Origin of the sequence: Paracholeplasma morum (assembly GCF_016907055.1) — a bacterium.
Taxonomy (GTDB): Bacteria; Bacillota_I; Bacilli_A; order Acholeplasmatales; family UBA5453; genus Paracholeplasma; species Paracholeplasma morum.
Map to the genome: position 1 here is coordinate 23105 of NZ_JAFBBG010000006.1, position 24819 is coordinate 47923.

Sequence of the window (24819 nt, forward strand, 5' to 3'; positions counted from 1 at the left end):
TGCAAACGATTACATTTTATCTCTTGAATTTCAAAATAACAGCGGTTAATGGCCCCAGTGTGATTTTAATGTGATGTGGCCTGTTGTGTCTAGGTTCATCAAACGCTTCTAATAAAAGTCCATTATATTGGTCAGAACCGCCATATTTGACAAAGTCACTGTTCATGATTTCTACATATGATCCCTTTTCTGGGACCCCTATTTCAAAGTTGTGATAAACAACTGGTGTCATGTTTAAAACCACGACAAGATGTTCATGTTTGTCTTTGGAATACCTTATAAAACTATAGATGCTTTGTTCGGCATTGGTTGAATCAATCCATTCGAATCCTTCTTTATCGTGATCGGTTTCGTATAGTGCACGTTCTGTTTTATAAAGGCCAAATAGATCTCTAACGAAGTGATTGGCTTTATCATGTGATTGGAATTCAAATAAATTCCAGTCTAATTGGCGATGAACGCTCCACTCTTGAAAATGTGCAAATTCTTGACCCATAAATAAGAGTTTCTTACCTGGATGTGTAATGTATAATCCCATTAATAAGCGGTAGTTAGCGAACTTCTGCCAATAATCACCAGGCATTCTAGTTAATAGTGTGCCTTTTCCATGTACGACTTCATCATGTGAAAAAGGTAAGACAAACTGTTCTGAGAATGCATAAGTCAAACCAAACGTAATATCATGGTGATGCCATTTACGATGGATTGGTTCACGTTTAAAATACCTTAATACGTCATTCATGAACCCCATGTTCCATTTATAATTAAAGCCGATTCCACCCATATCCACAGGTCTGGTGACCCCTTCAAATGCAGTTGAATCCTCTGCCATGAATAACACGCGGTCATCTTTCTTAAATAATACTTCTGAGGCTAGTCTTAAGAAGCCTTTGGCGCCTTCATCGACGCCGTTTCTTGAATCTCCTAAGAAATAGAGTAAGTTAGACACGGCATCTACTCTAAAGCCATCTACATGGAAATACTCCATCCAATATAGCGCGTTCGATAATAAGAAACTTCTTGTATGGCCTTTAGCCAAGTCTAAGTTCGCTGTGCCCCAAACCTCATTCTCACGTTTCCAGGTTTCATTGTGTTCATATAGTGGTGTACCATCAAAGAAGTATAATCCATGAGGGTCTTTACAAATATGACCTGGAACCCAGTCCATAATGACACCAAATCCTGCTTGGTGAAGACGATCAATCATGTACATTAAATCTTTAGGAACGCCATAGCGTGAGGTTGCAGCATAATAGCCAGTGCCTTGATACCCCCATGAATCATCTAGTGGATGTTCATAAATTGGCATCAATTCTACATGGGTGAAGTTTTGTTCAGTTAAGTGTTTGATCAATTGGTCAACAATCTCGTTATACTTAATAAACTGCCCATATCTTGTACGCCATGATCCCATATGTAGTTCATAAATTAAGAGTGGTTTTTCATACACCTTTTCTTTTGTAAACATCCATACGTCATCATGCCATTCATACCCTTCCAAGTCATATACTTTGGAGGCAGTTCCTGGTCTGTTTTCTGCAAATCTTGCATAAGGGTCTGCTTTATAAAGCTTACCTTGTGGGGTATAGATCACATATTTGTATTTTGCCCATTCTAGATTCCATGGAATTTCGATAGACCAAATACCCATTTCATCAATCTTGGATAATACATGTGCTTCTTCTTGCCAGTTGTTAAAATCACCAACCACGGAAACCATTCTCGCGTTTGGTGCGTAAACTGTAAATCTTGTTTTAGTAACGAAGCCTTTATCATCTTTGACTAAAAAAGACCCGAAAATACGATAAGCATCATAGAGCTTACCTTCATTGTAAAAATACGCATCTTCTGGTGTAATCTTAAACATCCATATTCCCCATTTCTATAAAGTATTGATCAATCTGCTCTATATCAAAGCCTTGTCGATATAAGGCTTGTTTGATTTTATCTTTTTGAACTTTTAGTGGTTCATCTTCATATTTCTTATAAAGCTTTAAGAATGCCTTCTTAATATGATTTTCTTGAATAAATATTTTAGTTTTTAAATACTTATCGATCAAAGGGTTGATCTCTTCATAAGTGTATCCCTTTGTGAGAAATTGTCTTGAAAGGGTTTCTTTTGCCTTCGAATAGTTCGGTTTCTTTGACAGCAAAACCGCCTTCTTAATCTTTTCTTCGAGTGAGGCATCGGAGGTTTTAGGCAGAGATTCAATGATTGCTAAAGGGATACCCTTTTGCCGTAATATGTCTTTGATACGGCTATATCCGTACCTGTTTTGGTATGTATCTATAATCATTTTAGCATATTCACGGTCATCTAGGTATTTCATTTTAGTAAAACTACTAATCAGTTCATGAATCAAAGCCTCATCAGCCATTAACCCTTCTAGGTAAGTCTTAAACGTTTTGACTGACTTAGGTCTTTTTAAATACAGTAGTGCTTTTCGTTTTATGATTGCTTTATCATTAAATTCTAAGATTTTAGATAAATCCTTATCGTTAATCTCTTTACCTTTATTAATATGAAACTCAAGTAGCGTTTCATCTTCGAGTTTGTATTTATGATCACCTAAAGTGATTTCATACCCATATCGTATGCGTTTAACTTGATCAACTTTCATAATTCACCATATAAGATAAAGCGTATTGTAGCTGTAGATCATAAAGGTAATTTTGCTCTAACAATTGATACTGATCAATCAGATTTAAGATGGTTTGATAATCGAGTTTTCCTGTTACTAATAGGTCATTTTGCTCCTGATATGCTCTAACTTTTACCTCAAATGCTTCATCAAAGGTTGATAGGGTAAATGAAGGTAAACTGGTTTCTAAAAGGTTGATTAAGGAAACTAAGGCTTCTTCTGATTCAAGACTCATTCCTAATTCTATAGGTTTTACATACATTGGATAGTTAAATAAGAAGAGTTCATGTTTTGCTACTTCATAATCAGGCAAAATCCCACCACTGACTGAATTCAGTTTTGGTGATAACCAGTACCCTTGTGTCATATTCAGGAGCTTATTCTCTCCAGATTTTTCAACAGAATAGGATACTTGATAAACGTCTTTACCAAAGCTCTTATTTCCAATTAGAGGATATGAGCCATTTTCTTTCATTGCAATAGCTAAAACTTCACTGGCTGAAGCACTATTTTCATTCATTAATACCACAATTGGATAAGTTTTAGGCACAGCATTTTCTATTGGAAAATACCTGTCATAATGATCATCATACACGCGGTGCATGGACAAGAATGCATCTTCACCAATCATAAAGTTGTTTAAAATACTCACTACCGAGTCCAAATACCCACCGCCATTATCTCTTACGTCAATAATCAATCCTTCGATTGCTTCAGACTCCAGTGCGGCTAAATAAGTGTTAAATAAATCATCTGCATTGCCAGAAAAGCGGTTAATATCTATCAATCCGATGCCATCATAATTCTTATATGATACCGAGTTTAGTGGGATTTCTTTAATGGTCACTGTCGTTACAATGGTTTGGTCTCCCCTTAGGATTGAAAGGGTAAAAAGGTCATTAAGTGACCCTATTAATAAGTTTTGTTTATCGTTAAATGACAATCCTTCTAAAGGTTGATCATTCACTTTTGTAATAATGTCGAATGGGTAAACGGTCTTTAAATTGGCTAAAGGGTTTATTTCAGTGACTAGTAACCCTGATTCAGTATCAATGATTGTAACACCAATCCCATGATAGAACTCACCAAATTCAATAGAACGAGTATTTGCCTCATAAATATAGGTATAAGGATCATTAAGACGTTCAATCATATCTTTTGTAGAGGTGACGTCCGAGAGTTTGAAATCTAAGTCTTTGTAATAATACCTATCTAAAATTGAATAAATCTCATATTCTGCTGGTCTTTTAATGAAGTCAGGGGTAATCTCACTACACCCACTTAAAAAACCTATCAATAGGCTAATAACCAACAATAAGGTTTTCTTAGTCTTTACTAAAACCACGACCTACCGCCTCTTTCGTGTCTGTCATAAATGTAAATGCTTCTGGGGCTACGATGTCAAATTCACTTCGCATACGGTAGACTTCTCTTTGATTCATTGTACAAATAATCAACTTACTCTTGTTGCCTGAGTATCCACCCTCTGAATCGATTAGGGTACATCCTCTGTCTACGGTATCATATATTGCCTTTTTAACAAGGTCAGGCTTATGGGTTATGATGAACATCGTCTGACTTGCTCTACCTTTGATGGAAACATTATCCACAATCAATGAGGTCAAAAAGACAGATGCGACCGCATAAATGAACAATTCCACATTCTTAAATACAATAAAAGATAATACAACAATCAATCCATCTGTGAAATAAAATATCATTTGATACGGAAAATGAAATTTCTTGTGGAAAATATTTTGAACAATATCCATTCCACCAGTGGTTCCACCATTTCTAAATACAATCCCTAGTCCGAATCCGACTAGTATTGACCCAGATAGTGCAGCGATGATTAACTTCGAGTCAGTGACCTGATTCATAATCAATGTTTCTTCGATTTTAAACAATTGAATTATTGATAATATCACTGGTGAAGCTACCGAACCAAACACTGTTCTAATAAAGAATTTTTTACCTAAAATGATTAACCCAAGCATTAATAAACTCAAGTTTAGAATATAGATGATTATGGTTGGGTTAATATGGGTTTGAAATATAACAGCTAATCCCATAACCCCTCCGATAACTAAGTCTTCTGGAAGTAAGAAAAAGTAAAACCCAAGTGTCATTAAAATCACACCTAAGACGATGTTTAAGAATTCAGATACTAGTTTTTTATTCATAAGATTATCCTTTCTTTAAATATGCATTAATGAATGCATCAATATCGCCATCCATTACTTGAGTGGTTTGACTAGATTCATACTGAGTTCGATGATCTTTAACCATTTGATACGGATGGAAAACATAGGATCTAATTTGAGAACCCCATCCTATATCTTTTTGTTCACCTTTGATGTCCGAAAGCAGTTGCATCTGTTTTTGGATTTCTAAAGCTGCAAGTTTTGAGGTTAAAAGCTGCATAGCAGTCTCTTTATTCTTCAACTGACTGCGTTCATTTTGACAGGTAACCACTGTATTAGTAGGTAGATGAGTAATTCTCACTGCACTGTCTGTGGTATTGACGCTTTGTCCACCAGCACCACTGCTTCTATATACATCGATTTTCAAGTCTTCATCATTTATTTTAACATCGATTCGTTGATCAATTTCTGGAATGACTTCACAAGAAACAAACGATGTATGTCTTCTAGCGTTTGAATCAAACGGAGAAATTCTCACTAAGCGATGTACCCCGTGCTCACTCTTTAAATAGCCGTAAGCATGTCTACCTTTAATTTTCATCGTTACACTTTTGATTCCAGCTTCTTCACCGGATTGATAATCCAGCACTTCTACTTTAAAGTTCTTTCTTACCGCATAACGCTGATACATTCTAAATAGCATTTCGCACCAATCCTGTGACTCTGTACCACCTGCACCGGGATGCAATTCAATTATCGCTGGTAAGTCATCGTACGGGCCGTCTAATAAGATTAAAGTCTCAAATTCTTTCAGTTCTTTATCTAATAAGTGAACTTCTTCAGAGATCATTAACCAGTCTTCGGTTTGTTCATCTGTTACAGAAGCTAATTCTTTTAGTGTTTCTTGTTGTTCAAGCAAACGTAGATAGGTATCTAGTTCTTCTTTCTGATTGTTCGTTTTTTGAATAATGCTTTGAGCTTTTTTTACATCATCCCAAAAATCAGGTTCACTCATTTGTTTGGTTTGCTCAATGAGTGATTCTTTTAATGATTCTATGTCTAAGGCTTTTTCTAAGTCCTCCAAACGCGTTTCAAATGATGCGATGTGTTTGTTTAATTCGTATCTTTCCATGATGCCTCCATAATACAATCCATAAACTTTATTCTAGTCTATCGGTATAAATAACCTTAAAAAAGGTGAGTTTCTATAACTCTATTTCCTTATAAAAAGTATATCATAAAAGACACTTCAAAAAAATAAAAGCATGCCATAAGGCATACTTTTTTTTCTTATCTCTTCCAATTAGGCATATTGCGTTGGTATTTATTCATTTTAACCTTCGCTGGCTTCTTTCTAAGTTCTCCACCTTCATTGGTTTTCGCATTTTTTACGACTTCTTCGCGTTCATTGTTTTGACGGATTTGGGCTCTTAAGACAAAGGTTGCAATGTCTTTTTGAATCGCATTCGTCATCTCTGTAAACTTTCTAAAGCCTTCGTTTTGATAGATTTGAAGTGGGTTACCTTGACCATAGGATTGTAACGATACAGCCTGTCTTAACTCACTCATTTCATCAATGTGTTTAGTCCAGTGAGTATCAATCACACGTAAGGCTACGACCTTCAAGAACTCTTTAAAGATTTCTTCAGGGAACATGGATTTCTTACGGTTAATTTCATCCATTGCAAGCGACTTAACATAAGGAATTAAAGTAGTTTCATCTAACTTCTCTAGTTGTTCTTTTTGTAAGGTTCCTCTATTGAATGTTTGACCATCTAGTTGTGAAATGATGGCTTCATCGTCTATATCATATTTATTTCTACCCACATTGACGATGTGTGAATTTAGGACAGATTCTAAGTGTCCATCAATGGCTTTAAGTACAAATGGCTCAATGTCATCATTAGTTAAAACGAATGTACGTTCAGCATACATGATTTCTCTTTGTTTACGTAATACGTCATCGTATTTCAAGACATTTTTACGAGCATCATAGTTCTGACCTTCAATACGTTTTTGTGCACTGCTTACGAACTTGCTAAACATTTTACTTTCAAGTGGTTGAGTTTCACCAGTTTTCTTGTCCATGTTTAATTTCGAAATCATTTGAATTCTTTGTTTAAAAGTCTCGCCACCGAAACGCATTAACAGTTCATCTTCAGCAGACAAATAGAATCTTGAGTACCCTGGGTCACCTTGGCGTCCAGAGCGTCCTCTTAACTGATTGTCAATACGTCTAGATTCATGTCTTTCAGATCCAATTACGGCTAAACCACCTAGTTCTACGACGCCTTCACCAAGTTTAATGTCGGTACCACGACCGGCCATATTTGTCGCAATCGTAACAGAGTATTTTTGACCAGCTCTGGCGATGATATCTGCTTCTCTTTCGTGTTGTTTAGCATTAAGAACGTCATGTTTAATACCTCTTTTTGTCAAGAGTCTCGATAATAATTCAGACGTTTCTACGGCAATCGTACCAAGAAGGATTGGTTGTCCCTTCTTATGTCTTTCTTCAACATCTTTGATCAATGCTTCGTATTTTTCTTCTAAAGTGACAAATAAATAGTCTGGCGCGTCGTTTCTGACAACCGGTTCATTGGTTGGGACTTCAACGACGTACATGTTATAAATTTCTCTAAATTCTTCTTCTTCGGTTTTAGCTGTCCCAGTCATCCCTGATAGTTTCTTATACATTCTAAAGAAGTTTTGGTAAGTAATAGTTGCTACTGTAATCGTTTCTTTTTTGATTTCAACATTTTCTTTGGCTTCTAATGCTTGGTGAAGTCCTTCCGAAAACTGTCTACCTGGTAATACACGACCTGTAAACTGGTCAATGATCAATACTGCATCCTCTACAACCATGTAATCCTTATCTCTGAACATGATGTAGTTTGCTCTTAAGGCATTGTTAATATGATGCAATAAAGCAACATTATCTAAGTCGTATAGGTTTGCGATTCTAAAGCTTTGTTCAGCCTTAGAAATACCTGATTCTGAAAGTTCAATCGATTTAGATTCGATATCAATATAGTAATCTTCATCTTTTAATGACTTAGTGAATCGGTCTGCAGCTTGATATAAGTTATGATTTTGTTTGGCGCCACCAGAAATGATTAAAGGGGTTCTCGCTTCATCAATTAAAATGGAGTCAACTTCGTCAATGATTGCGTAATTTAAACCACGTTTTTGTGTCATATCTTTTTCATATAACACCATGTGGTCTCTTAAGTAGTCAAACCCTAATTCTGAGTTTGTTGAATAAAGAATGTCACACGCATAAGCTTCCTTCTTTTGATCGGAAGTCAATTCACGTATGTTTAAGCCTACCGTAAGTCCTAAAAAGCGGTAAATCTCACCGATTGGCCCATCTGATTCACGTCTGGCTAAGTATTCGTTGACTGTAACAATATGAACGCCTTCTCCTGACAAAGCATTTAAGTAAGCAGGCATGACAGCGGTAAGGGTTTTACCTTCACCAGTTTTCATTTCTGCGATATTACCACCATGGATTGCAATTGCCCCTAGTAGCTGAACATAATATGGGTATAAGCCCGTAACACGTCTAGAAGCTTCTCTAACAACGGCATAAGCTTCAACTAATAAGCTATCTAGTGACTCGCCATTTTTTACGCGATTTTTGAACTCTTCAGTCTTACCTCTTAACTCATCATCGCTTAAAGCTGCCATATTTGATGCTAGTGCATCAATTTTATCCGCTAAAGGTCTTGCTTTTTTAAGTTCTTTTAGACCTGAATCAAACCATTTTTTAAACATTAGATCACATCTTTCTTTTTATATTATCTCTATTAAATAATACAACATTAAGGGCTTCAATACAAGAAAAGCCCATGATTTAACATAAAATATAAATCAAAGTTCATTTAAATGTCATTATTAATAGTGTAACTGTCTCAATTTATGTTCGGTAAAGCTATTCTTCATACTTATCCAATAGCACGTCAAGAGAAAAATAAAAGGGACTAAATGTTATTAAGCACTTTAGTCCTCTATTATAAACCTCTTATTATAAATTAAATTCTACATCTTTACGTTTAGATGGCTCTGCTTCAAAAAAATCTCTCTTTGTATATTTCTTCCAATTCGCAATTACCGAATTAGGAAATACAACTAATTTTTGATTATAGGTTGAGACATTCGCATTATAAACGCGTCTAGCAGCTTGAAGGTTATCTTCAACTTCAACACTAGCTTCTTGTAACTTCAAATAGTTTTGACTTGCTTTTAAATCTGGGTATTGTTCCAAAACGATATTCAGTTTATTTAAAGCAGATGACAAGTCATTTGAATAAGATTGTTTTTCGGAAATTGGTGCGTTTTGCACAGGTTTTCTTAAAGAAACAATCGATTCAAGTGTGCTCGCTTCATATTTTGCATAGCCTTTTGTTACATCCAAAAGCTTTACAAGAACATCATATCTTTGTTCTAAAGCAACATCAACACCAGATTCAGCTTCCTCAACTTTGACGATGAGTTTGTTGAATAAGTTAGTGGTTGCAATTACCCAAAGAAAACAAATTAAAGCTAATCCTAACAGTGAACCTAATACTGTTAGGATAATCATTTCACTAGTCATATAATCCTCCAGTGCTGATTGAAATAAATAAGAAACGAAATCAATCAACTTTTACTTTCTTTATTTTATAATAATTCTTTAAAGAAAGCAACTTTATCTAGTCTTTCCCATGGTAAGTCAATATCGCTTCTACCCATGTGTCCATAGTTGGCAGTTTGTTCGTAGATCGGACGTTTCAAATCAAGAGACTCAATAATGCCTTTGGGCGTCAATCTAAAGTGTTTTCTAACTGTTTCAATGATTAGGTCATCACTAACCTTTGCAGTATTGAAGGTATCAATTCGAATAGACACTGGTTGTGCAACGCCAATTGCGTATGCTAATTGAACTTCACATTTGGATGCAACCCCACTTGCAACAATATTTTTAGCAATGTATCTTGCCATGTACGAAGCACTTCTATCCACTTTAGATGGGTCTTTTCCTGAAAAGGCGCCCCCACCATGTCTAGAATAACCACCATATGTATCCACAATGATTTTACGACCTGTTAGTCCTGAGTCTCCTTTTGGACCACCCACGACAAATTTACCAGTAGGGTTAATATAGTATTTAGTGTTTTCATCGACTAAATGTCTAGGGATTACAGCATCGATGACATGTTTTTTGATTGCATCTCTTACCGTCTCAATGGGAATATCAGCGTGTTGTGAAGACACAACAACTGAATCCACTCTTAAAGGTCTATCGAACTCATCGTATTCAACAGATACTTGGGATTTACCATCTGGTCTTAAGAAGTCGACTAAATTAGAGTTTCTAACATCATCTAATCTTCTAACAAGTTGATGCGCCAATTCAATTGGTAGTGGCATGAAGTTTTCAGTTTCATCACATGCAAAACCAAACATCAAGCCTTGGTCGCCAGCACCTTGTTCATGCCCATCATATTCATCTACCCCCATGGCAATATCTGGAGATTGCGAATTGATTGAGACCAATACTGCTAGATTTTCTGCATCAAAGCCGAATTTTCCACGGTTATAGCCGATTTTAGCAACCGTATTTCTGACAATCTCTTGGATGTCAACATAGGTTGTGGTGGTAATTTCACCCATGACCAGTACTAAGCCGGTCGTTACTGTCGTTTCGCAAGCTACTCTTGCGTCTTTATCATGTGTTAGAATCGCGTCTAGAATCGCATCCGATAAACGGTCGCAAATCTTATCAGGATGTCCTGATGTTACGGATTCTGATGTAAATAATTTCTTTTCCATATTTCCTCCTTAATATATAAAAAAACTCTTTCCAACGAAAAGAGTTTATTGATCTCTCATTGTTGGGATGTCCCCTCGTCGTTAGCACCTTGCTTTGCAGGTTGCTGCTACATCATAGGTCACTGGCCTCCGTAGCTCTGAATAAGATAGTATTCATTTTTTATTTGCATATTCATTATAACAAAATATCTAGCTAAAGCAAGTAAAAAGACTAGTAATCATTAAAGATTTTTTCAAATTCTGATTTAAATTTTAAAAACCTTTCGACCAAGCTATATTCGAAATAGTGTAAGAAACTTTTTTCAAAGAGGCTGATAACGGCTTGGTTAGGATAAGGTCTTTTATAGGATTTACTGCTTCTCATTGTTACATACAAATCACAAAGCAATATCACTTGAGACTGAACGGATGGTTGGATTAAATTCATTCGTTTAACAAATGCCTGGTCTGCTACCCCTTCAACATGAGCTCTTGAAATATCCTCTGCCTTTTGAGCCAATTGAAGCCTTTTAGCAATCTTAGTTCCCAACAGGGTCGATTCATTTAGCGCTTCATATTGTTGTTCATTAGATAGATTATAGACAATGTCTTCCACTTCATGGTACCTCAAATGAATGGTTGAGTACTGTCTAATTTGATCAACTTCCTCTAAAGGTAATCCATAATAAATCGCCAGTTTTTCACTCATTCTAAAAACTAAATCTACATGTTGACGGTCCAAAAATGCATTTTTAGAAGAAAGAACCACTTTGAATAAATCACTAACGATAGAGGTAAAATTCTCTTGAACCTCTCTACGCTTAATTAGTTCTTTCTTACGTTCTTCTTGCATATAGGACCCCATTCCTACAATGGCATAGATAACAATCATGAAGATTGAAAACATAATGATTCTTAAAAAGAAATCTTGAGAAGCTTTTGTTGGTAAGAATACATCTAAGAACTCTAAGATTGTTAACCCTTTGTAGGTTGAAGTAATGTTGTAAGTTAAAACAAAATGAATGAACGTAATTCCGGCCAACATGCCTTGAAATGTCCACATGATGAGTTTCTTACTTTGATAAAGTGAAATAACCACGACAGAGTAATAAATCAATATATAAGCTACGGTCTCAAAGTTATCGAATAACCTTGCGTATATCAGTATTGATGAAACAAACATATATAGTGCTTCGACATACATCGCGACTTCTTGCTTGGTTTTATCGTGTCTCTCACCGTATATCAGTCTTTTGATCACATTATTCAGAAAGAATGTGAATGGGAACGATATAAGTGGAAAAAGCCAATCACTTGGCTGTTTATTTACGCTTGCTATAAATAATAATATGATTGAATAAACGATGTTAGAAAGAAAGATAATGTTTTTAATAACTATATTTCTTCGATGTAACACCATGACATCATCTGTAATATCGATACCTGATTCGAATCCAAACAAGCTAGCAAAAAAGTTTTTAGTAAATTTAGTTAAATTGTCTTTCTTTTTCACGCTTGTCCTCCAAAATTCTTTTAGTCAAACAATGAAATGGCTTTATGAGGCTCCTCGTGGGCAATATCTTCATTGATTACTTGAGCAACGCGTGTTGAAGCTGCCGCTGCTATTGCGCCAACAATATCATCAAGGAATGTATGAACGATTCCCTCTTTTTTACCATCTTCGTTTAATCTAGAAACGATACCGTGCTTATTAACATCAATATCACCAAAGTTTGTCATGCCGATAACACCATAAAGTCTAGCAACATCAAGGCCTAAAACTTCATCGACTCCAAATAACCCTAGGTCTTGTTCAATGATGTCTTGAATTGGACCTCTAAATAGTTTTTGTTCAGCCATTCTATCAAGTTCAACAGCTAGTAAAACATGGTGGAAAATATCTCTTAAAGATAAAATCTTCAAGACCGACTCCCTACAAGTTTCAAAACGAATATTGGACGTATAACGCGCTTGTTGTTGGTATGCAATTTTCGCAATCTCATCAATTTCAACGCCTCTACTCTTTAATGCTTCGACACAAAGACGTGCCATTTCTTCTCTACTGAAAAGTACTTTTTTCTTCATTGGTTAAATATATCTCCCTTTTTTAAAATTTTTTGTCCATTTAAAAAGTCAGTTGTTGCCATAATTTTTTTGTTTTCTGGTTGAATCTTTGTAATAGATACAGCCCCATCAGCGGTGCAGACAATTAGTTCTTTTCTGTCGCTAATGATTTCGCCCGGCTTTCCAGTTACAATTATATCACTTTTTTTCATTTCATACACCTTAATCCGTACATTATTAATGAAAATTGAGCCTGCCGGTTGAGGTAAAAGTGATCTTAAATGGTTGATTATGCTATCTGAATTCATGTTAAAATCTAAAGTTTCTTCTTCTGGTTTAATATTGTATGCAAAAGAAACCAGTGATTCATCTTGCTTAATACGATTATTTGTCCCTTTGATTACACTATCTAGTTCTTCTTCTAGAAGTTCTTTTGCAAGCATACTCAGTTTATTCATTAAGGTTTCTGTAGTATCTTCGGGGAAAATTTCCGTTTCTTTTTTAGCAATCATATCGCCAGCATCCATTTTTTGAGCCATGTACATTAAAGTAACGCCAGTCACAGTATCTCCGTTTTTGATGGCATATTGTACTGGTGCGCCTCCACGGTACTTAGGCAGTAGACTTCCATGTAGATTTAATGAGATTGCTGAATCCAAAATAACATTTGGAATCATTTGCCCATATGCTGCAGTAATGATTAAATCAGGTTTAACATCCAATATGGTTTGATAATCCTGTCTCATTTTAATCGGTTGAAAAACAGGAATATTGTGCTCGAGAGCATACTTTTTAACTGGACTGTGTTCAATCTCACCTTTACGTCCAATCTTTTTATCAGGTTGTGTCACAACCAGTTTTACCCCGTAGGTTACGTGCAAATAAGCCAAAGACGGCACTGCATAACTTGGGGTTCCCATGAATACTATGTTCATAGCATTACCTCCTCTATAAGAAATCCTCGTAAGGATTGATGTCAATAAATAAGTGTTTATATTTTAGTTTAAGATTTCTTAATACTGGCGTTAAATCTAAACGCTTCGGTGCTTTAATCGTTAAGTTAGAATAAAATAAGCCATTTGCATAATGGATGAATGAATCACTTGGACCTAAGACTGTATACTGTGAATGTGTCTTAATGATATCCCTTTTTATTCTGTTTAGGGTTTCGTCTAGTTCATCTTCATTCTTATGTCCAAACCTAATTTGAACCATGTTCGTAAAAGGGGGGAAATGCCCCAGACGTCTGTTTTCAAGTTCCTGAGTATAAAACACTTCGTAAGGCTCACTTAGGGATTCAAATACAAAATGATTCGGACTATACGTCTGTATTAGGCTAAGGCCATCCTGATAGCGTCCACTTCTGCCAATCATTTGTTTCAAGAGGTTATAGGTGTGTTCATTTGCCAAATAACTTGGTAGTTTAAGCCCAAGTTCAGCTAACATCACTGCACTTAGTGATACATCAAAATCATGCCCTTTGGCAATGAGTTGTGTCCCAATCAAAACATCATACTCTTTTTCTTTAAATAGGAAGAGCATCTCTTCTGCCTTCGTTTTATTAGCGACATCACTATCCAAACGAATGACTTTCTTTTGATTGAATGTTTCTTTAAATGACTGTTCTACTTGTTCAATGCCAGTTCCAACCGGTTTGATTTTATTGGAATTACAGGAAGGACAAGTGTTTCTGACTGGATAGTTTTTTCCACAGTGATGACATATTAGTTTGTTTTTTTGCTTGTGATAGACTAGGTTTGTCAAGCATGTATCACAGATTGGTACAAACCCACATTCTCTACACATCATAAAATTCGCATAGCCTCGTCTATTAACAAGAATCATCGCTTGTTCTTTAGGTTTAAGCCCGTTGATTCCTTTTTTTAGATCATTAGAAAACATCGATAAATTACCATTTAATAGTTCTTGTTTCATGTCAACAATTCGGATAGTTCTCAATGTGTTTCTGATTGATTTTTCTAATCCAAGATAAGTCATTTTCCCCATCTGTGAATCATAGTATTGAACAATTGTTGGGGTAGCAGTTGATAAAATTAGGGGTAAATTCATTTGTCTAGATAACACTTGGGCAATTTCATTTGAATCATATCTTGGTTGATTAGCTTCGATATAATTTGAATCATGACATTCATCGATTATGATTGCTCCAAGCTCTTTAAACGGCAAGAATAGTGCTTGTTTTGTCCCGATGATTACATTCGCATCGTTCTCTTTGATTGCACGCCAAGTGTCATATCGCTCTTGCGATGAGAGCTTAGAATGAATGATATAAACATCCTCAAATGATAACTCAAAGTAAGCGGCCATTTGGAACACTTGGGTTACTTCTGGAACAATGATTAAAATAGGTTTATTCCCTAGTTTCTTCTTAACTTCAACAAATACTTCAGTTTTACCAGAACTTACCACTCCATGTAGTAAGAAGCGCTTATATTCTCCGATACTTTTACTTATTTCACTAATTGCATTCGTTTGTTCTTGTGTCAGTATGATGGACTCAGTTTTCTTTTGATACAATAAGCGACTCTTTCGCTTTTTTTCAACAAGATGATATGAAAGTACACCTTGTTCTAAAAGCGTATTTATTATACTTTTAGATATGCCTTCTTCTAGCAAACTAGATTCTTTATCGATACCACTTTTGATTAGCTGAATGATTTGTTGTCTTTTTTCAGTCAATACTTTCGGATGATTCTTGACACTATATTGTTTTTCATATTGGATGCTTTTTCGGTCTTTATAAGTGTCTACTAAAAGAAGCATACCTTCTTCAACTTGAGACTTAACTTTTTTCAATAATGACGGTGAGAGCTCATCTAGATAGACTGTCTTATTGGCAATCATTTCTGTCCAAAATGCATTACTCTTATCGGTTAGTAAGAGCTGTTTGCGATAATCCAGATGAAGTCCTAAAGGCACAATTAGGGAAAAAGCCATCGCTTTACTTACGAAAGATCTCGATTCAATATAGTCTATAAGTTTAAGCTGGGAATCGTTCACGATTGGTGCCATATCTAGAACTGTTAATATCTCTTTGTTTGCATCAATAGAAGTCTTTGTAAGTTCAATGACTAACCCAAGTCTTTTTTGATAACCAAAAGGTACATAAACACGCATGCCAACTTTTAAAATCCCTACCATACTGGAAGGGACTATGTAGTCATAGGTAGATTCAATTTCTTGAGTTTTTAAATCAATAATGACTTTTGCAAACATGCGATCACCACGTTAAAATTATATCATAAACCTCTATGGATAGAGGATTATTTTGTCTAGTAGGTATAAATGTTAATCCTTTAGAAAAGATACCTAAATGAAAATGAACCCCTTCATCGATATTGACGAAGGGGTTCAAGTTGCTTATGATTACTTTTTATCTTGAGTTGGTGAATCAGAGAATACTTCTTTACCAGCTGCTACCATACTTGCTAAACCTTGTAGTTCTGAAGGAATAATCAACTTAGTTGCTTGACCTTTAGATACTTCAACCATTGCTTCATAACCTTTCATGGTTAATACAGCATGATCTGCTTTAGCATCTTTTATCATTGCGATACCTTTTGCAGTAGCTTCTTGAACTCGTAAAATCGCTTCAGCTTCCCCAGTTGCACGAAGAATTGCAGATTCCTTTTGAGCTTCAGCTTCAAGAATTTGTGATAACTTGAACCCTTCGGCTTTTAGAATCGCACTTTGCTTTTCCCCTTCAGCAATCAGAATGCTTTGTCGTTTTTCACGTTCTGCACGCATTTGCTTTTCCATGGCTTCTCTAATGTCTTTTGGTGGAATAATGTTCTTTAACTCGACACGGATAACTTTTATCCCCCATGGATCGGTTGCTTCATCCAAAATAATACGCATTTTACCATTGATTAACTCACGGCTAGTAAGTGCTTGGTCTAAATCAATCGCCCCAATGATATTACGTAACGTTGTTGCAGATAATGTTTCAAGTGCTCTATTAGGGTTATCTACACCATAAGCAAATGCTTTTGGATCGGTAATTTGATAATAGACAACTGTATCGATTTGAATCGTAACATTATCTTTAGTAATAACCGGTTGTGGTGCATAATCGTTAACGATTTCTTTTAGCACTACTACTTTTGAAACGCGGTCTAAGAATGGGACTAACCAGTGAATACCGGTATTCCAAGTCGTGTAATAACGACCTAGTCTTTCAATAACCATCGATTGAGTTTGTCTAACAATTCTGACACTTGATAATGCAACCAAAAGTGCGACAACTAATAAAATCAACAAAATAACTAATACGACTGTACCTGGATTTGTTGCTAATACATTAAACATGTTTATCTCTCCTTTTTTTTATATTTCTTCTTTTAAGACATCGACAAGAAGTTTATTTCCTACGATGTCGAGAATGACGACTCTTGTGCCTTGAATAATTGGCGTTTTTGAAGTTGAGAATGCAGTCCAAACTTGAGAATTAACTTTAACTTCACCTTTGCCATCAAAAGGTATTTCTGTGGTTACAATCCCGTGCATGCCAATCATACGGTCTGCATTGGTCCTAATAACCTCTTTATCCATGAACCGTTTACTAAGTGGTCTAGTGGCAAATAACAATACAAGTGAAACAACAATGAAGATTGCAAATTGATAGACAATCCATACACCAAGCGCAGCAGCAACCAGTGCAGCTACAGCCCCAATAGTAAACCAAATCGTTACAAGATCAGATGTTTCAAGTTCCACTACAATCGTGCCAACTAGAACCACAGACCAAATAATTATCATTAATACTTCATTTGGACTCATGCCTTAACCTCCTCATCTAAATCAACTATTAATAGTTTCTCGGTCCCAGACCATTTAGCGCGAAACTTATAGTTGTTATTGTTTAAAAAATCAAAATTAGTCAACACGCTTATATCGCTTATGACTTTTTTACTGCTAATTCTGCCGTAACTCTTTTTAATCGCTACATCCAGTAAGTGGTTCTTATTAACATCCCCACGCATTGCTTCTTCTTTGTTTAGATTTTTAATGACAACGCGTCTTTTTTCTTTATCTATACCCACAATTACTTTATAGGCATCCACGAAATAGGATGCAGCTACTTTATTCAAAGTGATGTTTGAATCATAAAACGTCACTGTTCCCAAAGTGTCCTTGGGCATAATCCATTCTATAGCCATATGTTTCCCTCCTACACTCTTATTATACACTATTTTTGGATTTTTCAATACACTTTTTGAATTTATTTGAATTTATTAAAACAGAATTGATTTTGAAAAAACCACCAAATTATTGGTGGTTAATCTATATTATTGAACACTCTTTAAGAGTTTATCGATCTTGTTACCATAGGCTAGAGCTTCATCGTATTTAAAGATAAGTTCTGGCATTTTTCTTAAGTTATTCACTTTAATCGCAAGTTCTTTACGAATTTGCTTATTAATCTTATCGAGATTGGCTTGTGCCTTATTGATGACTTCAGGGTCATCATTAAGGATTGTATAGTATACAGTCGCATAAGATAAGTCTCTTGTGATTTTAACTTCTGTGATGTTATAGTAATTAATTTCTTGGCTCTTATTTTCTTTATTGACAATGATTGCCAGTTCACGTTGAACAAGTGAATTTAATCTTTCAATAGATAGACTTGACATACTTAAACACGCTCCACTTCTTTTTCGATTGATGCTTCGATAATGTCTGCTTCCTTAATGTCGTTATACCCTTCAATAGAAATACCACATTCATAGCCGGCTTTAACTTCTTTAACTTCGTCTTTAAAACGTTTTAAAGTGTCCATTTTGCCTTCATAAACTACAATACCTTCTCTAATTACTCTAACTAAGGAGTTTCTTTCGATAACGCCATCTGTTACATAACAACCGGCAACTGTACCGACTTTAGAAATCTTGAATATGTTTCTTACAACAGCTTGACCTGTTACAACTTCTTCAAATTCTGGTGCTAACATACCTGTTAAAGCAGCTTCAATGTCTTCAATTGCCTTATAAATAATATTATAAAGTCTAATTTCAACACCTTGTTGTTTTGCTGTTTCGCGTACACTTGAGGTTGGTCTTACGTTGAATCCGATAATGATTGCATTTGAGGCGTTTGCTAACGATACGTCTGATTCAGTGATTGCACCAACAGATGAACGGATCACGTTAACGTGTAATCCCTCAATGTTAATCTTTTCTAAAGAGCCCTTCAATGCTTCGATTGAGCCTTGAGTGTCTCCTTTAATAATTAGAATGAGTTCTTTTTGTTCAGCTTCTGCTTGTTCCATCATGGACATTAGTGAAGCTTTCTTTTGTTTTTGAAGTTCGCCTTCTCTGGTTCTTGCTAATCTTTCTTCAGCAATTTGACGCGCTTGACGTTCATCTTCAATCGCAACAAAGATATCCCCAGCAAGAGGCATATCATAAAGACCAGTGATTTCTACTGGTTGAGAAGGAATAGCTCCATCAAAACGACGTTTTGTGTCATCATTCATGGTTCTAACCTTACCATAAGTATTACCCGCAACGATGTTGTCTCCAACTTTTAATGTTCCGTTTGTAACGATTACGGTTGCTACGACACCTCTACCTTTATCTAGTCTAGCTTCAATGACAGTACCACTGGCTAAACGATTAGGATTGGCTTTATACTCTTCAATTTCTGAAACCAGTTGAATGACTTCAAGTAATGTATCTATGCCTTTGTTCTTTAACGCTGATACTTCAACATACGGTGTATCGCCACCCCATGCTTCTGGTACTAATCCAAGTTTAGATAGTTCAGTCATAACAAACTCAGGATTGGCAGACGGTTTATCCATCTTATTAACTGCAACAATAATCTTTACGCCTGCTGCTTGAGCATGTTGTAAAGCTTCTACTGTTTGAGGCATCACGCCGTCATCTGCAGCTACTACTAATACGCAAAGGTCTGTAACTTTAGCACCACGTGCTCTCATTTCTGTGAAAGCGGCGTGACCTGGAGTATCAATGAATGTAATTAATTCACCATTTTTTTCTACTTGGTAAGCCCCGATGTGTTGGGTAATTCCACCTGCTTCACCTTGGACAACTCTTGAGTGTCTAATGGTGTCTAGGAGGGTTGTTTTACCGTGGTCTACGTGACCCATTACGGTTACGATTGGTGCACGTTTTACTAAATCTTCTTCTTTATCTTCAAATTTCATTTCATCAAATCTAGTTACGTCTGTAATGACTTCATCTTGAATTTTGAAGCCCATATCATCCGCAATTAGTTCAATGGTATCTCTATCAATCGATTGATTGACTGAAGTCATCACACCAAGCATCATTAATTTCTTTATGATTTCAGCGTTTGAGATGCCTAATGACTCAGCAACCTCCGATACTTTCATATTTGGTTTGTAAATCACCGTCTTACCCTTGGATGTATTAACATCTTTTCTAGGGATATTGGACGTTCTAACGTCTTTTTTTGTTGTAGGACGTTTCTTCATAGTATCACTTCCTTTTATTTTTTAAACATATTACTAAACCCCTGATCTGTGATAGCAAGTGCTTTTATGTTTGATTTCCCGACTGCTTTGGATAAGGTGGCAGTGTCGAATATCTCTAGGACTTCGACCCCATAGAACTTAGCCTTATCGCGAACTTTCTTCTTTGTATTGTCTGCCGCATCGTTGGCAAGAAATACAAGTTTTGCAGATTTATTACGAATTGCTTCAATAGCAAATTCTGTCCCTAATTTAGCCTTTCCTGCAACTAAGGCTAAACCAATACGGCTAGGCATTTGGGATTAGCGCCATAAGCGCTTCATATACTTCATCTGGCACTGTTACTTCTAGTTTTTTATCCAGTGCTTTTGTCTTTTTAGCTTTTTCAATTACTTCTTTAGAAAGGATTAGGTATGCCCCTCTTCCGGGTGCTTTACCTTTCAAATCCACGCTTACTATGCCCTCTTTGGTTGCAGCCACACGAATCAGTTCCTTCTTTGGACGTAGTTCTTTAGTGACCACACAAGTACGCATTGGAATTTTCTTTTCTTTCATTGGAATTCCTCCTTAAAAAATGATACCTTCGGCATCAGCCATTGAGGCGCTCTTAATGTCAATCTTCCAGTTAATAGCTTGAACGGCAAGTTTAACGTTTTGGCCTGCTTTACCAATTGCTAGAGACAATTTATCATCCGCAACAACTGCCAATGCAGTACGTTTAATTGGGTTAATTTGGGTAACCGCAAGCACTTCTGCTGGTTGTAGGGAGTTGGCAATTAAGTCTCTTTCGTTAGTGCTCCATAAGAATAAGTCCACTTTTTCTCCAGATAATGCTCTAACGATTTCTTTAATACGAGATGAGTTTTCACCGATACATGCCCCGATTGCATCTACGTTTTTGTCATTTGACATTACGCCGACTTTTGTGCGGTCACCTGCATCTCTGGCAATACCCATAATCTCAACAGTACCATCTTTGATTTCCGGAATAAGGTTTTCAAATAAACGTTTGACTAGGCTCTTATCAAGTCTAGTAACCAATACTTTAGGCCCTTTAGTCTTCATTTCAACACTTGCGATAAATACTTTGATAGACTCACCGACTACAAACTTATCAGTTGGTAGTGCTTCTCTTTTTGGAAGTAAAGTCGTGAGTTCTTTACCTAAGTCAAGACGGTAATAATCATCATCTTCGCCAATGACTTTCGCAATAACCATTTCTTTTTCTCTTTCTTTGAAATAGTTATAGACATTGTCTTTTTCAATACTCTTTAAGTGTTGATTTAAGACATTCTTTAAGTTTACAACCGCTGTTTGAGAAAACTCTTTAGGGTTAATCGACTCTTCTAAGATATCGCCTACTTTAATTCTTGATTTGATCTTCTTAGCATCTGAAAGCTTCATTTGTTTTAATGTTGGATCTGCTTCTAAATCAAACCCCTCATCAGATACAACTAAGTGTTGTTCATATACCATGATTTCATTCTTTTCAGGGTTTAATTCTACTCTACAAGATGCATGCCCCCTGCTTTTCTTAAATGCGACGACCATGCCTTTAACAAAAGCATCGGTAATCATTTCTACTGGAATATTTCTTTCATCTGCGATTACTTCTAACAATCTAAAAAACTCTTTACTTACCATTTATTTAATCCTCCTAAAACTTAATGGCTAGACGAATTGATTTCACGTCATTGTATGAAATGTATAATTTTTTCAAGCGCCCTTTGATGTTCACTTGAAACTCTAAGACTTCATCTGTGATGCTTAACAAATACCCATCTGAATCAATATCGTTTGCAACAATGTGCACATAGGCACCTATATGCTTGGATACTTCTTCTAGATTTCTAAGTGGACGCTCTGCCCCAGGCGAAGAAACTTCCAAATAGTAATTAGGGTCAAATATATCCTCGGATAGTTTTTCACTAATGGTTTCATTTACGACCCCAAGATGATCGCTAGATAAATCTTTTCCATCCACGATGACTTCTAAAATGTTTTCACCAAATTCCTTTTTAGTTCTTAAGCTAAACAGGGATAACTCGTGAGCGTCCAAAACGCCTTTTATAATCTCTTCGATGTGTTTTAAGTTCATAAAATCCTCCTTAGTTTTAACTAATAAAATGAGTGGAAATTAATCCACTCAGCTTTTACGTTAGATATTATATCATAATATAGTCTTCTTTACAACTTAAAAACCACAGTTTTCATGATTGCAAATGCAAATCGTTTGCAATTAGAATAAAGGGGTGTATAATGATAAGTACGTAAGGAGTTTTAAAGCATGAGAAAAGCATTAGCAGTATTAACCACGATGGTATCTGTAGTGATACTATCCGCATGTAACAATCAAAAATACGACATTGTTACATCCCTTTACCCACAATATGACATGGTGAGAACCATCGTGGGTGACAAAGATTTAACCTACACACTTCTACTTCCACCTGGGGTCGAAGCACATGGATTTGAACCAACCCCTAAACAAACAGGGTTAATTCAATCCTCAAAACTATTTATCTATACCTCAAAAGAGTTAGAGTTATGGGCAATCAATACCACCAACAAAGGTAAGGTAGTTGATTTAGAAGTTCTAACCGAAGAAACCCATGAAGCAGCTCATGGTACTGAAGAACATGACCACGAGGATGAACACGATCATGACCACGCGGAAACGCATGATGTTCACTATTGGGTGTCATTACATAAACAAATTCATATGGTAGAAGCGATTTTACCCCTAATCATTGAATTAGACAGTAAAAACGAAGCTTACTACACAGAAAATGCTAACCAGTTAATTTCTGACATCCAAGCACTTAGGGCATCGTTTATCACACTTGAAAACAAAGAAAGACCAATTTACTTTATCGGTCACAATGTCTTCTCCTCATTAAATGAAGAATACGGGCTCAATATTCAAAGTCTAACCGACTCATTCAGCCCGGACAGCGATCCAACGATTGAGCAAATCGGATCCATGATTGATGCGATTAAGGCTTCTGAATCGAGTTTTGTTTACTTTGATCCGTTCGAAAACGATGCCTTAGCTAAAACCATCAAGTCAGATTTAAAATCAAAATATGGTATCGATATTGAATTAAGACCACTAGAGAGTATGCATAATGTATCTAAAGAGCAATATAAAGCTAAAACATCTTTATTAGAACTTTGGCAAATCAATTATAATAATATTGTTCTTGAACTCCACAAGGAGGCATAATATGCTAATTGAAGCCAAAAACATCTCTGTGCAATATGGTCATCAAGTCGTTTTAAACAACTTAACATTCCATGTAAACAAGGGAGATTACCTAAACATTATCGGGCCAAACGGGTCAGGTAAGACTACTTTAATCAAGATATTAACAGGGTTACAAAAACCGACATCAGGAGAAATCACACACGCAAGTGTGGTTTTTGGCTATCTGCCACAACACTTACGTGATGCAAATAAACTCCCTGTTACCGTTTATGAAGTATTAAGACATTCTAACTTAAAAAAATCTAGTGAACAAGAAATCGATTCTCTACTATCCATGATGTCCATTGAGAAACTGAAACACCAAAAAATGAGTAAACTCTCCGGTGGTGAGCAACAAAGGGTATACATTATCAGAGCACTTTTATCCAAGCCTGAATGTCTAATTCTAGATGAACCCACTTCTGCTTTAGATCCTAAATTTAGAAAATCCTTTTACGATTATATAGAAAAACTTAATGATGAAGGATTGACCATCATCCACGTTACTCATGATTTAAGCGATGGTTTAAGACATGGATCCAAAATCTTAGAACTTGATCAAAGTTTAAAGTTCTTTGGAACCTTTGAGCAATATCAGCTCCAAGAACACAGGAAAGGGGCACACATTCATCATGTTTGAGTTTCTACTTTGGCCTTTTGTAATAAGGGCACTTATCATTGGAATCATTTTAGCCTTATCAACAGCGATGATTTCGAATTTTCTTGTTAGTAACAATCAAAGCTTAATCGGCGATGGGTTAGCTCACATTAGTTTTACAGGAATAATCATTGGTGTTTTATTATCCAGTGAACCCACTGTATTCGCTTTACCTTTCGCAATTTTATCTGCGATACTCATCAAAACACTTATGAGAAATAAACTCATAGAGGGCGATACCGCGATTGGATTAGTCTCGTCCTCTGCGTTTGCAGTTGGTTTGATACTAATCTCCAAAAGCGATGGATTCAACCGCAGTGTTGAATCGATGCTAGTAGGATCAATGTTTTCTACCACTTGGACAGATATTATTTTAGCTCTAGCGGTGTTAGTGTTGGTGATTGGGTTTATTGTAAAGAGTTATTCAAAACTCATTTCGATAACTTTAGATGATCAATATGCAAAATTCACAGGGATTAAGATTGCGATATACGACTATGCTCTAGCCATCTTAACCGCTACTGTAATCGTGATTGGGGTTAAAACCATTGGTACACTGTTAATTAGCGCATTCATTATCTTTCCTGCTGTTTCTTCAAACATGTTAGCCAAGAGTTTTAAGCAAATGTTTTTATATTCAATAATCATAAATATTACAATTACCGTGCTAGGCATCATTGGATCATACTTCCTAGAATTCCCAGCTGGTTCTACTATTATTGTTTTCCATGCCATTTTATTCTTAATATTATATGTATTTACAAAACTGAAAGGACGTGAGTAATCGTGTTAAA

24 protein-coding genes and 1 riboswitch are annotated in these 24819 nt (G+C 35.9%); of the genes, 3 read left to right on the top strand and 21 right to left on the bottom strand.

Annotated elements, in window-relative coordinates; all coding sequences use genetic code 11:
* Positions 1-16: 16 nt before the first annotated feature.
* The 21 genes from glgB to rimP form a co-directional block, all read right to left on the bottom strand.
* On the bottom strand, positions 17-1867 hold the full coding sequence (gene glgB / locus JN09_RS04045) for a 1,4-alpha-glucan branching protein GlgB (protein WP_204432958.1): 1851 nt from the start codon (positions 1865-1867) through the stop codon (positions 17-19).
* Positions 1860-2621 carry a RecX family transcriptional regulator gene (locus JN09_RS04050; RefSeq protein WP_204432960.1) on the bottom strand — a complete coding sequence of 254 codons (762 nt, stop codon included), beginning with the start codon at positions 2619-2621 and terminating at the stop codon, positions 1860-1862. The genes glgB and JN09_RS04050 overlap by 8 nt, the downstream gene beginning before the upstream one ends.
* Positions 2611-3987 (bottom strand): S41 family peptidase, encoded by a 1377-nt coding sequence (locus tag JN09_RS04055; protein WP_204432965.1) that lies wholly within the window; start codon positions 3985-3987, stop codon positions 2611-2613. Before JN09_RS04055 ends, JN09_RS04050 begins: the two co-directional genes overlap by 11 nt.
* The gene (locus JN09_RS04060; RefSeq protein WP_204432966.1) at positions 3968-4825 is read right to left on the bottom strand and encodes a YitT family protein; all 858 of its coding nucleotides are present in this window, start codon (positions 4823-4825) and stop codon (positions 3968-3970) included. Before JN09_RS04060 ends, JN09_RS04055 begins: the two co-directional genes overlap by 20 nt.
* Positions 4826-4829: 4 nt before the next feature.
* Positions 4830-5918 carry a peptide chain release factor 2 gene (prfB, locus tag JN09_RS04065; RefSeq protein ID WP_204432967.1) on the bottom strand — a complete coding sequence of 363 codons (1089 nt, stop codon included), beginning with the start codon at positions 5916-5918 and terminating at the stop codon, positions 4830-4832.
* Between the two features lie 158 nt (positions 5919-6076).
* Positions 6077-8563 (bottom strand): preprotein translocase subunit SecA, encoded by a 2487-nt coding sequence (gene secA, locus JN09_RS04070; protein WP_204432968.1) that lies wholly within the window; start codon positions 8561-8563, stop codon positions 6077-6079.
* 250 nt (positions 8564-8813) lie between these two features.
* Positions 8814-9383: a LemA family protein gene (locus JN09_RS04075; RefSeq protein ID WP_204432969.1), complete on the bottom strand. Its 570-nt coding sequence runs from the start codon at positions 9381-9383 to the stop codon at positions 8814-8816.
* Positions 9384-9448: 65 nt separating this feature from the next.
* Positions 9449-10600 carry a methionine adenosyltransferase gene (gene metK, locus JN09_RS04080; protein WP_204432970.1) on the bottom strand — a complete coding sequence of 384 codons (1152 nt, stop codon included), beginning with the start codon at positions 10598-10600 and terminating at the stop codon, positions 9449-9451.
* A 53-nt stretch (positions 10601-10653) separates the two neighbouring features.
* A riboswitch (SAM riboswitch) is annotated at positions 10654-10748 on the bottom strand.
* 63 nt (positions 10749-10811) lie between these two features.
* Positions 10812-12092 carry an HD-GYP domain-containing protein gene (locus JN09_RS04085; protein ID WP_204432972.1) on the bottom strand — a complete coding sequence of 427 codons (1281 nt, stop codon included), beginning with the start codon at positions 12090-12092 and terminating at the stop codon, positions 10812-10814.
* 20 nt (positions 12093-12112) lie between these two features.
* Entirely contained in the window at positions 12113-12664 is a 552-nt protein-coding gene (locus tag JN09_RS04090) for a phosphatidylglycerophosphatase A family protein (protein WP_204432973.1), read from the bottom strand.
* The gene (gene fmt, locus JN09_RS04095; protein WP_204432975.1) at positions 12661-13578 is read right to left on the bottom strand and encodes a methionyl-tRNA formyltransferase; all 918 of its coding nucleotides are present in this window, start codon (positions 13576-13578) and stop codon (positions 12661-12663) included. The genes JN09_RS04090 and fmt overlap by 4 nt, the downstream gene beginning before the upstream one ends.
* 13 nt (positions 13579-13591) lie before the next feature.
* On the bottom strand, positions 13592-15880 hold the full coding sequence (gene priA, locus JN09_RS04100) for a replication restart helicase PriA (RefSeq protein ID WP_204432976.1): 2289 nt from the start codon (positions 15878-15880) through the stop codon (positions 13592-13594).
* A gap of 150 nt (positions 15881-16030) precedes the next feature.
* Entirely contained in the window at positions 16031-16972 is a 942-nt protein-coding gene (locus JN09_RS04105) for an SPFH domain-containing protein (protein ID WP_204432977.1), read from the bottom strand.
* Positions 16973-16990: 18 nt separating this feature from the next.
* Positions 16991-17443, bottom strand: a complete 453-nt coding sequence (locus JN09_RS04110) for an NfeD family protein (protein WP_204432978.1) — start codon at positions 17441-17443, stop codon at positions 16991-16993.
* Positions 17440-17823 carry a hypothetical protein gene (locus JN09_RS04115; RefSeq protein WP_204432979.1) on the bottom strand — a complete coding sequence of 128 codons (384 nt, stop codon included), beginning with the start codon at positions 17821-17823 and terminating at the stop codon, positions 17440-17442. Before JN09_RS04115 ends, JN09_RS04110 begins: the two co-directional genes overlap by 4 nt.
* 129 nt (positions 17824-17952) lie before the next feature.
* Positions 17953-18297 carry a 30S ribosome-binding factor RbfA gene (gene rbfA, locus JN09_RS04120; protein ID WP_204432980.1) on the bottom strand — a complete coding sequence of 115 codons (345 nt, stop codon included), beginning with the start codon at positions 18295-18297 and terminating at the stop codon, positions 17953-17955.
* A gap of 2 nt (positions 18298-18299) precedes the next feature.
* Complete coding sequence (infB, locus tag JN09_RS04125) at positions 18300-20123, bottom strand: translation initiation factor IF-2 (protein ID WP_204432981.1); 1824 nt, start codon at positions 20121-20123, stop codon at positions 18300-18302.
* A 14-nt stretch (positions 20124-20137) separates the two neighbouring features.
* On the bottom strand, positions 20138-20416 hold the full coding sequence (locus JN09_RS04130) for a L7Ae/L30e/S12e/Gadd45 family ribosomal protein (protein WP_204432986.1): 279 nt from the start codon (positions 20414-20416) through the stop codon (positions 20138-20140).
* Positions 20409-20675 (bottom strand): RNase P modulator RnpM, encoded by a 267-nt coding sequence (gene rnpM / locus JN09_RS04135; protein WP_204432988.1) that lies wholly within the window; start codon positions 20673-20675, stop codon positions 20409-20411. The genes JN09_RS04130 and rnpM overlap by 8 nt, the downstream gene beginning before the upstream one ends.
* 12 nt (positions 20676-20687) lie before the next feature.
* Positions 20688-21764, bottom strand: a complete 1077-nt coding sequence (gene nusA, locus JN09_RS04140) for a transcription termination factor NusA (protein ID WP_204432990.1) — start codon at positions 21762-21764, stop codon at positions 20688-20690.
* Between the two features lie 13 nt (positions 21765-21777).
* Positions 21778-22218 (bottom strand): ribosome maturation factor RimP, encoded by a 441-nt coding sequence (gene rimP, locus JN09_RS04145; protein ID WP_204432992.1) that lies wholly within the window; start codon positions 22216-22218, stop codon positions 21778-21780.
* 189 nt (positions 22219-22407) lie between these two features.
* Between rimP and JN09_RS04150 the strand changes: the two genes are divergently transcribed.
* The 3 genes from JN09_RS04150 to JN09_RS04160 are packed head-to-tail and all read left to right on the top strand — an operon-like array spanning position 22408 to position 24809.
* Positions 22408-23346, top strand: coding sequence for a metal ABC transporter substrate-binding protein (locus tag JN09_RS04150; RefSeq protein WP_204432993.1), 939 nt, complete (start codon positions 22408-22410; stop codon positions 23344-23346).
* 1 nt (position 23347) lies between these two features.
* Entirely contained in the window at positions 23348-24007 is a 660-nt protein-coding gene (locus JN09_RS04155; protein WP_204432996.1) for a metal ABC transporter ATP-binding protein, read from the top strand.
* Positions 24000-24809, top strand: coding sequence for a metal ABC transporter permease (locus JN09_RS04160; RefSeq protein WP_204432997.1), 810 nt, complete (start codon positions 24000-24002; stop codon positions 24807-24809). Before JN09_RS04155 ends, JN09_RS04160 begins: the two co-directional genes overlap by 8 nt.
* The last annotated feature ends 10 nt before the right edge of the window (positions 24810-24819 follow it).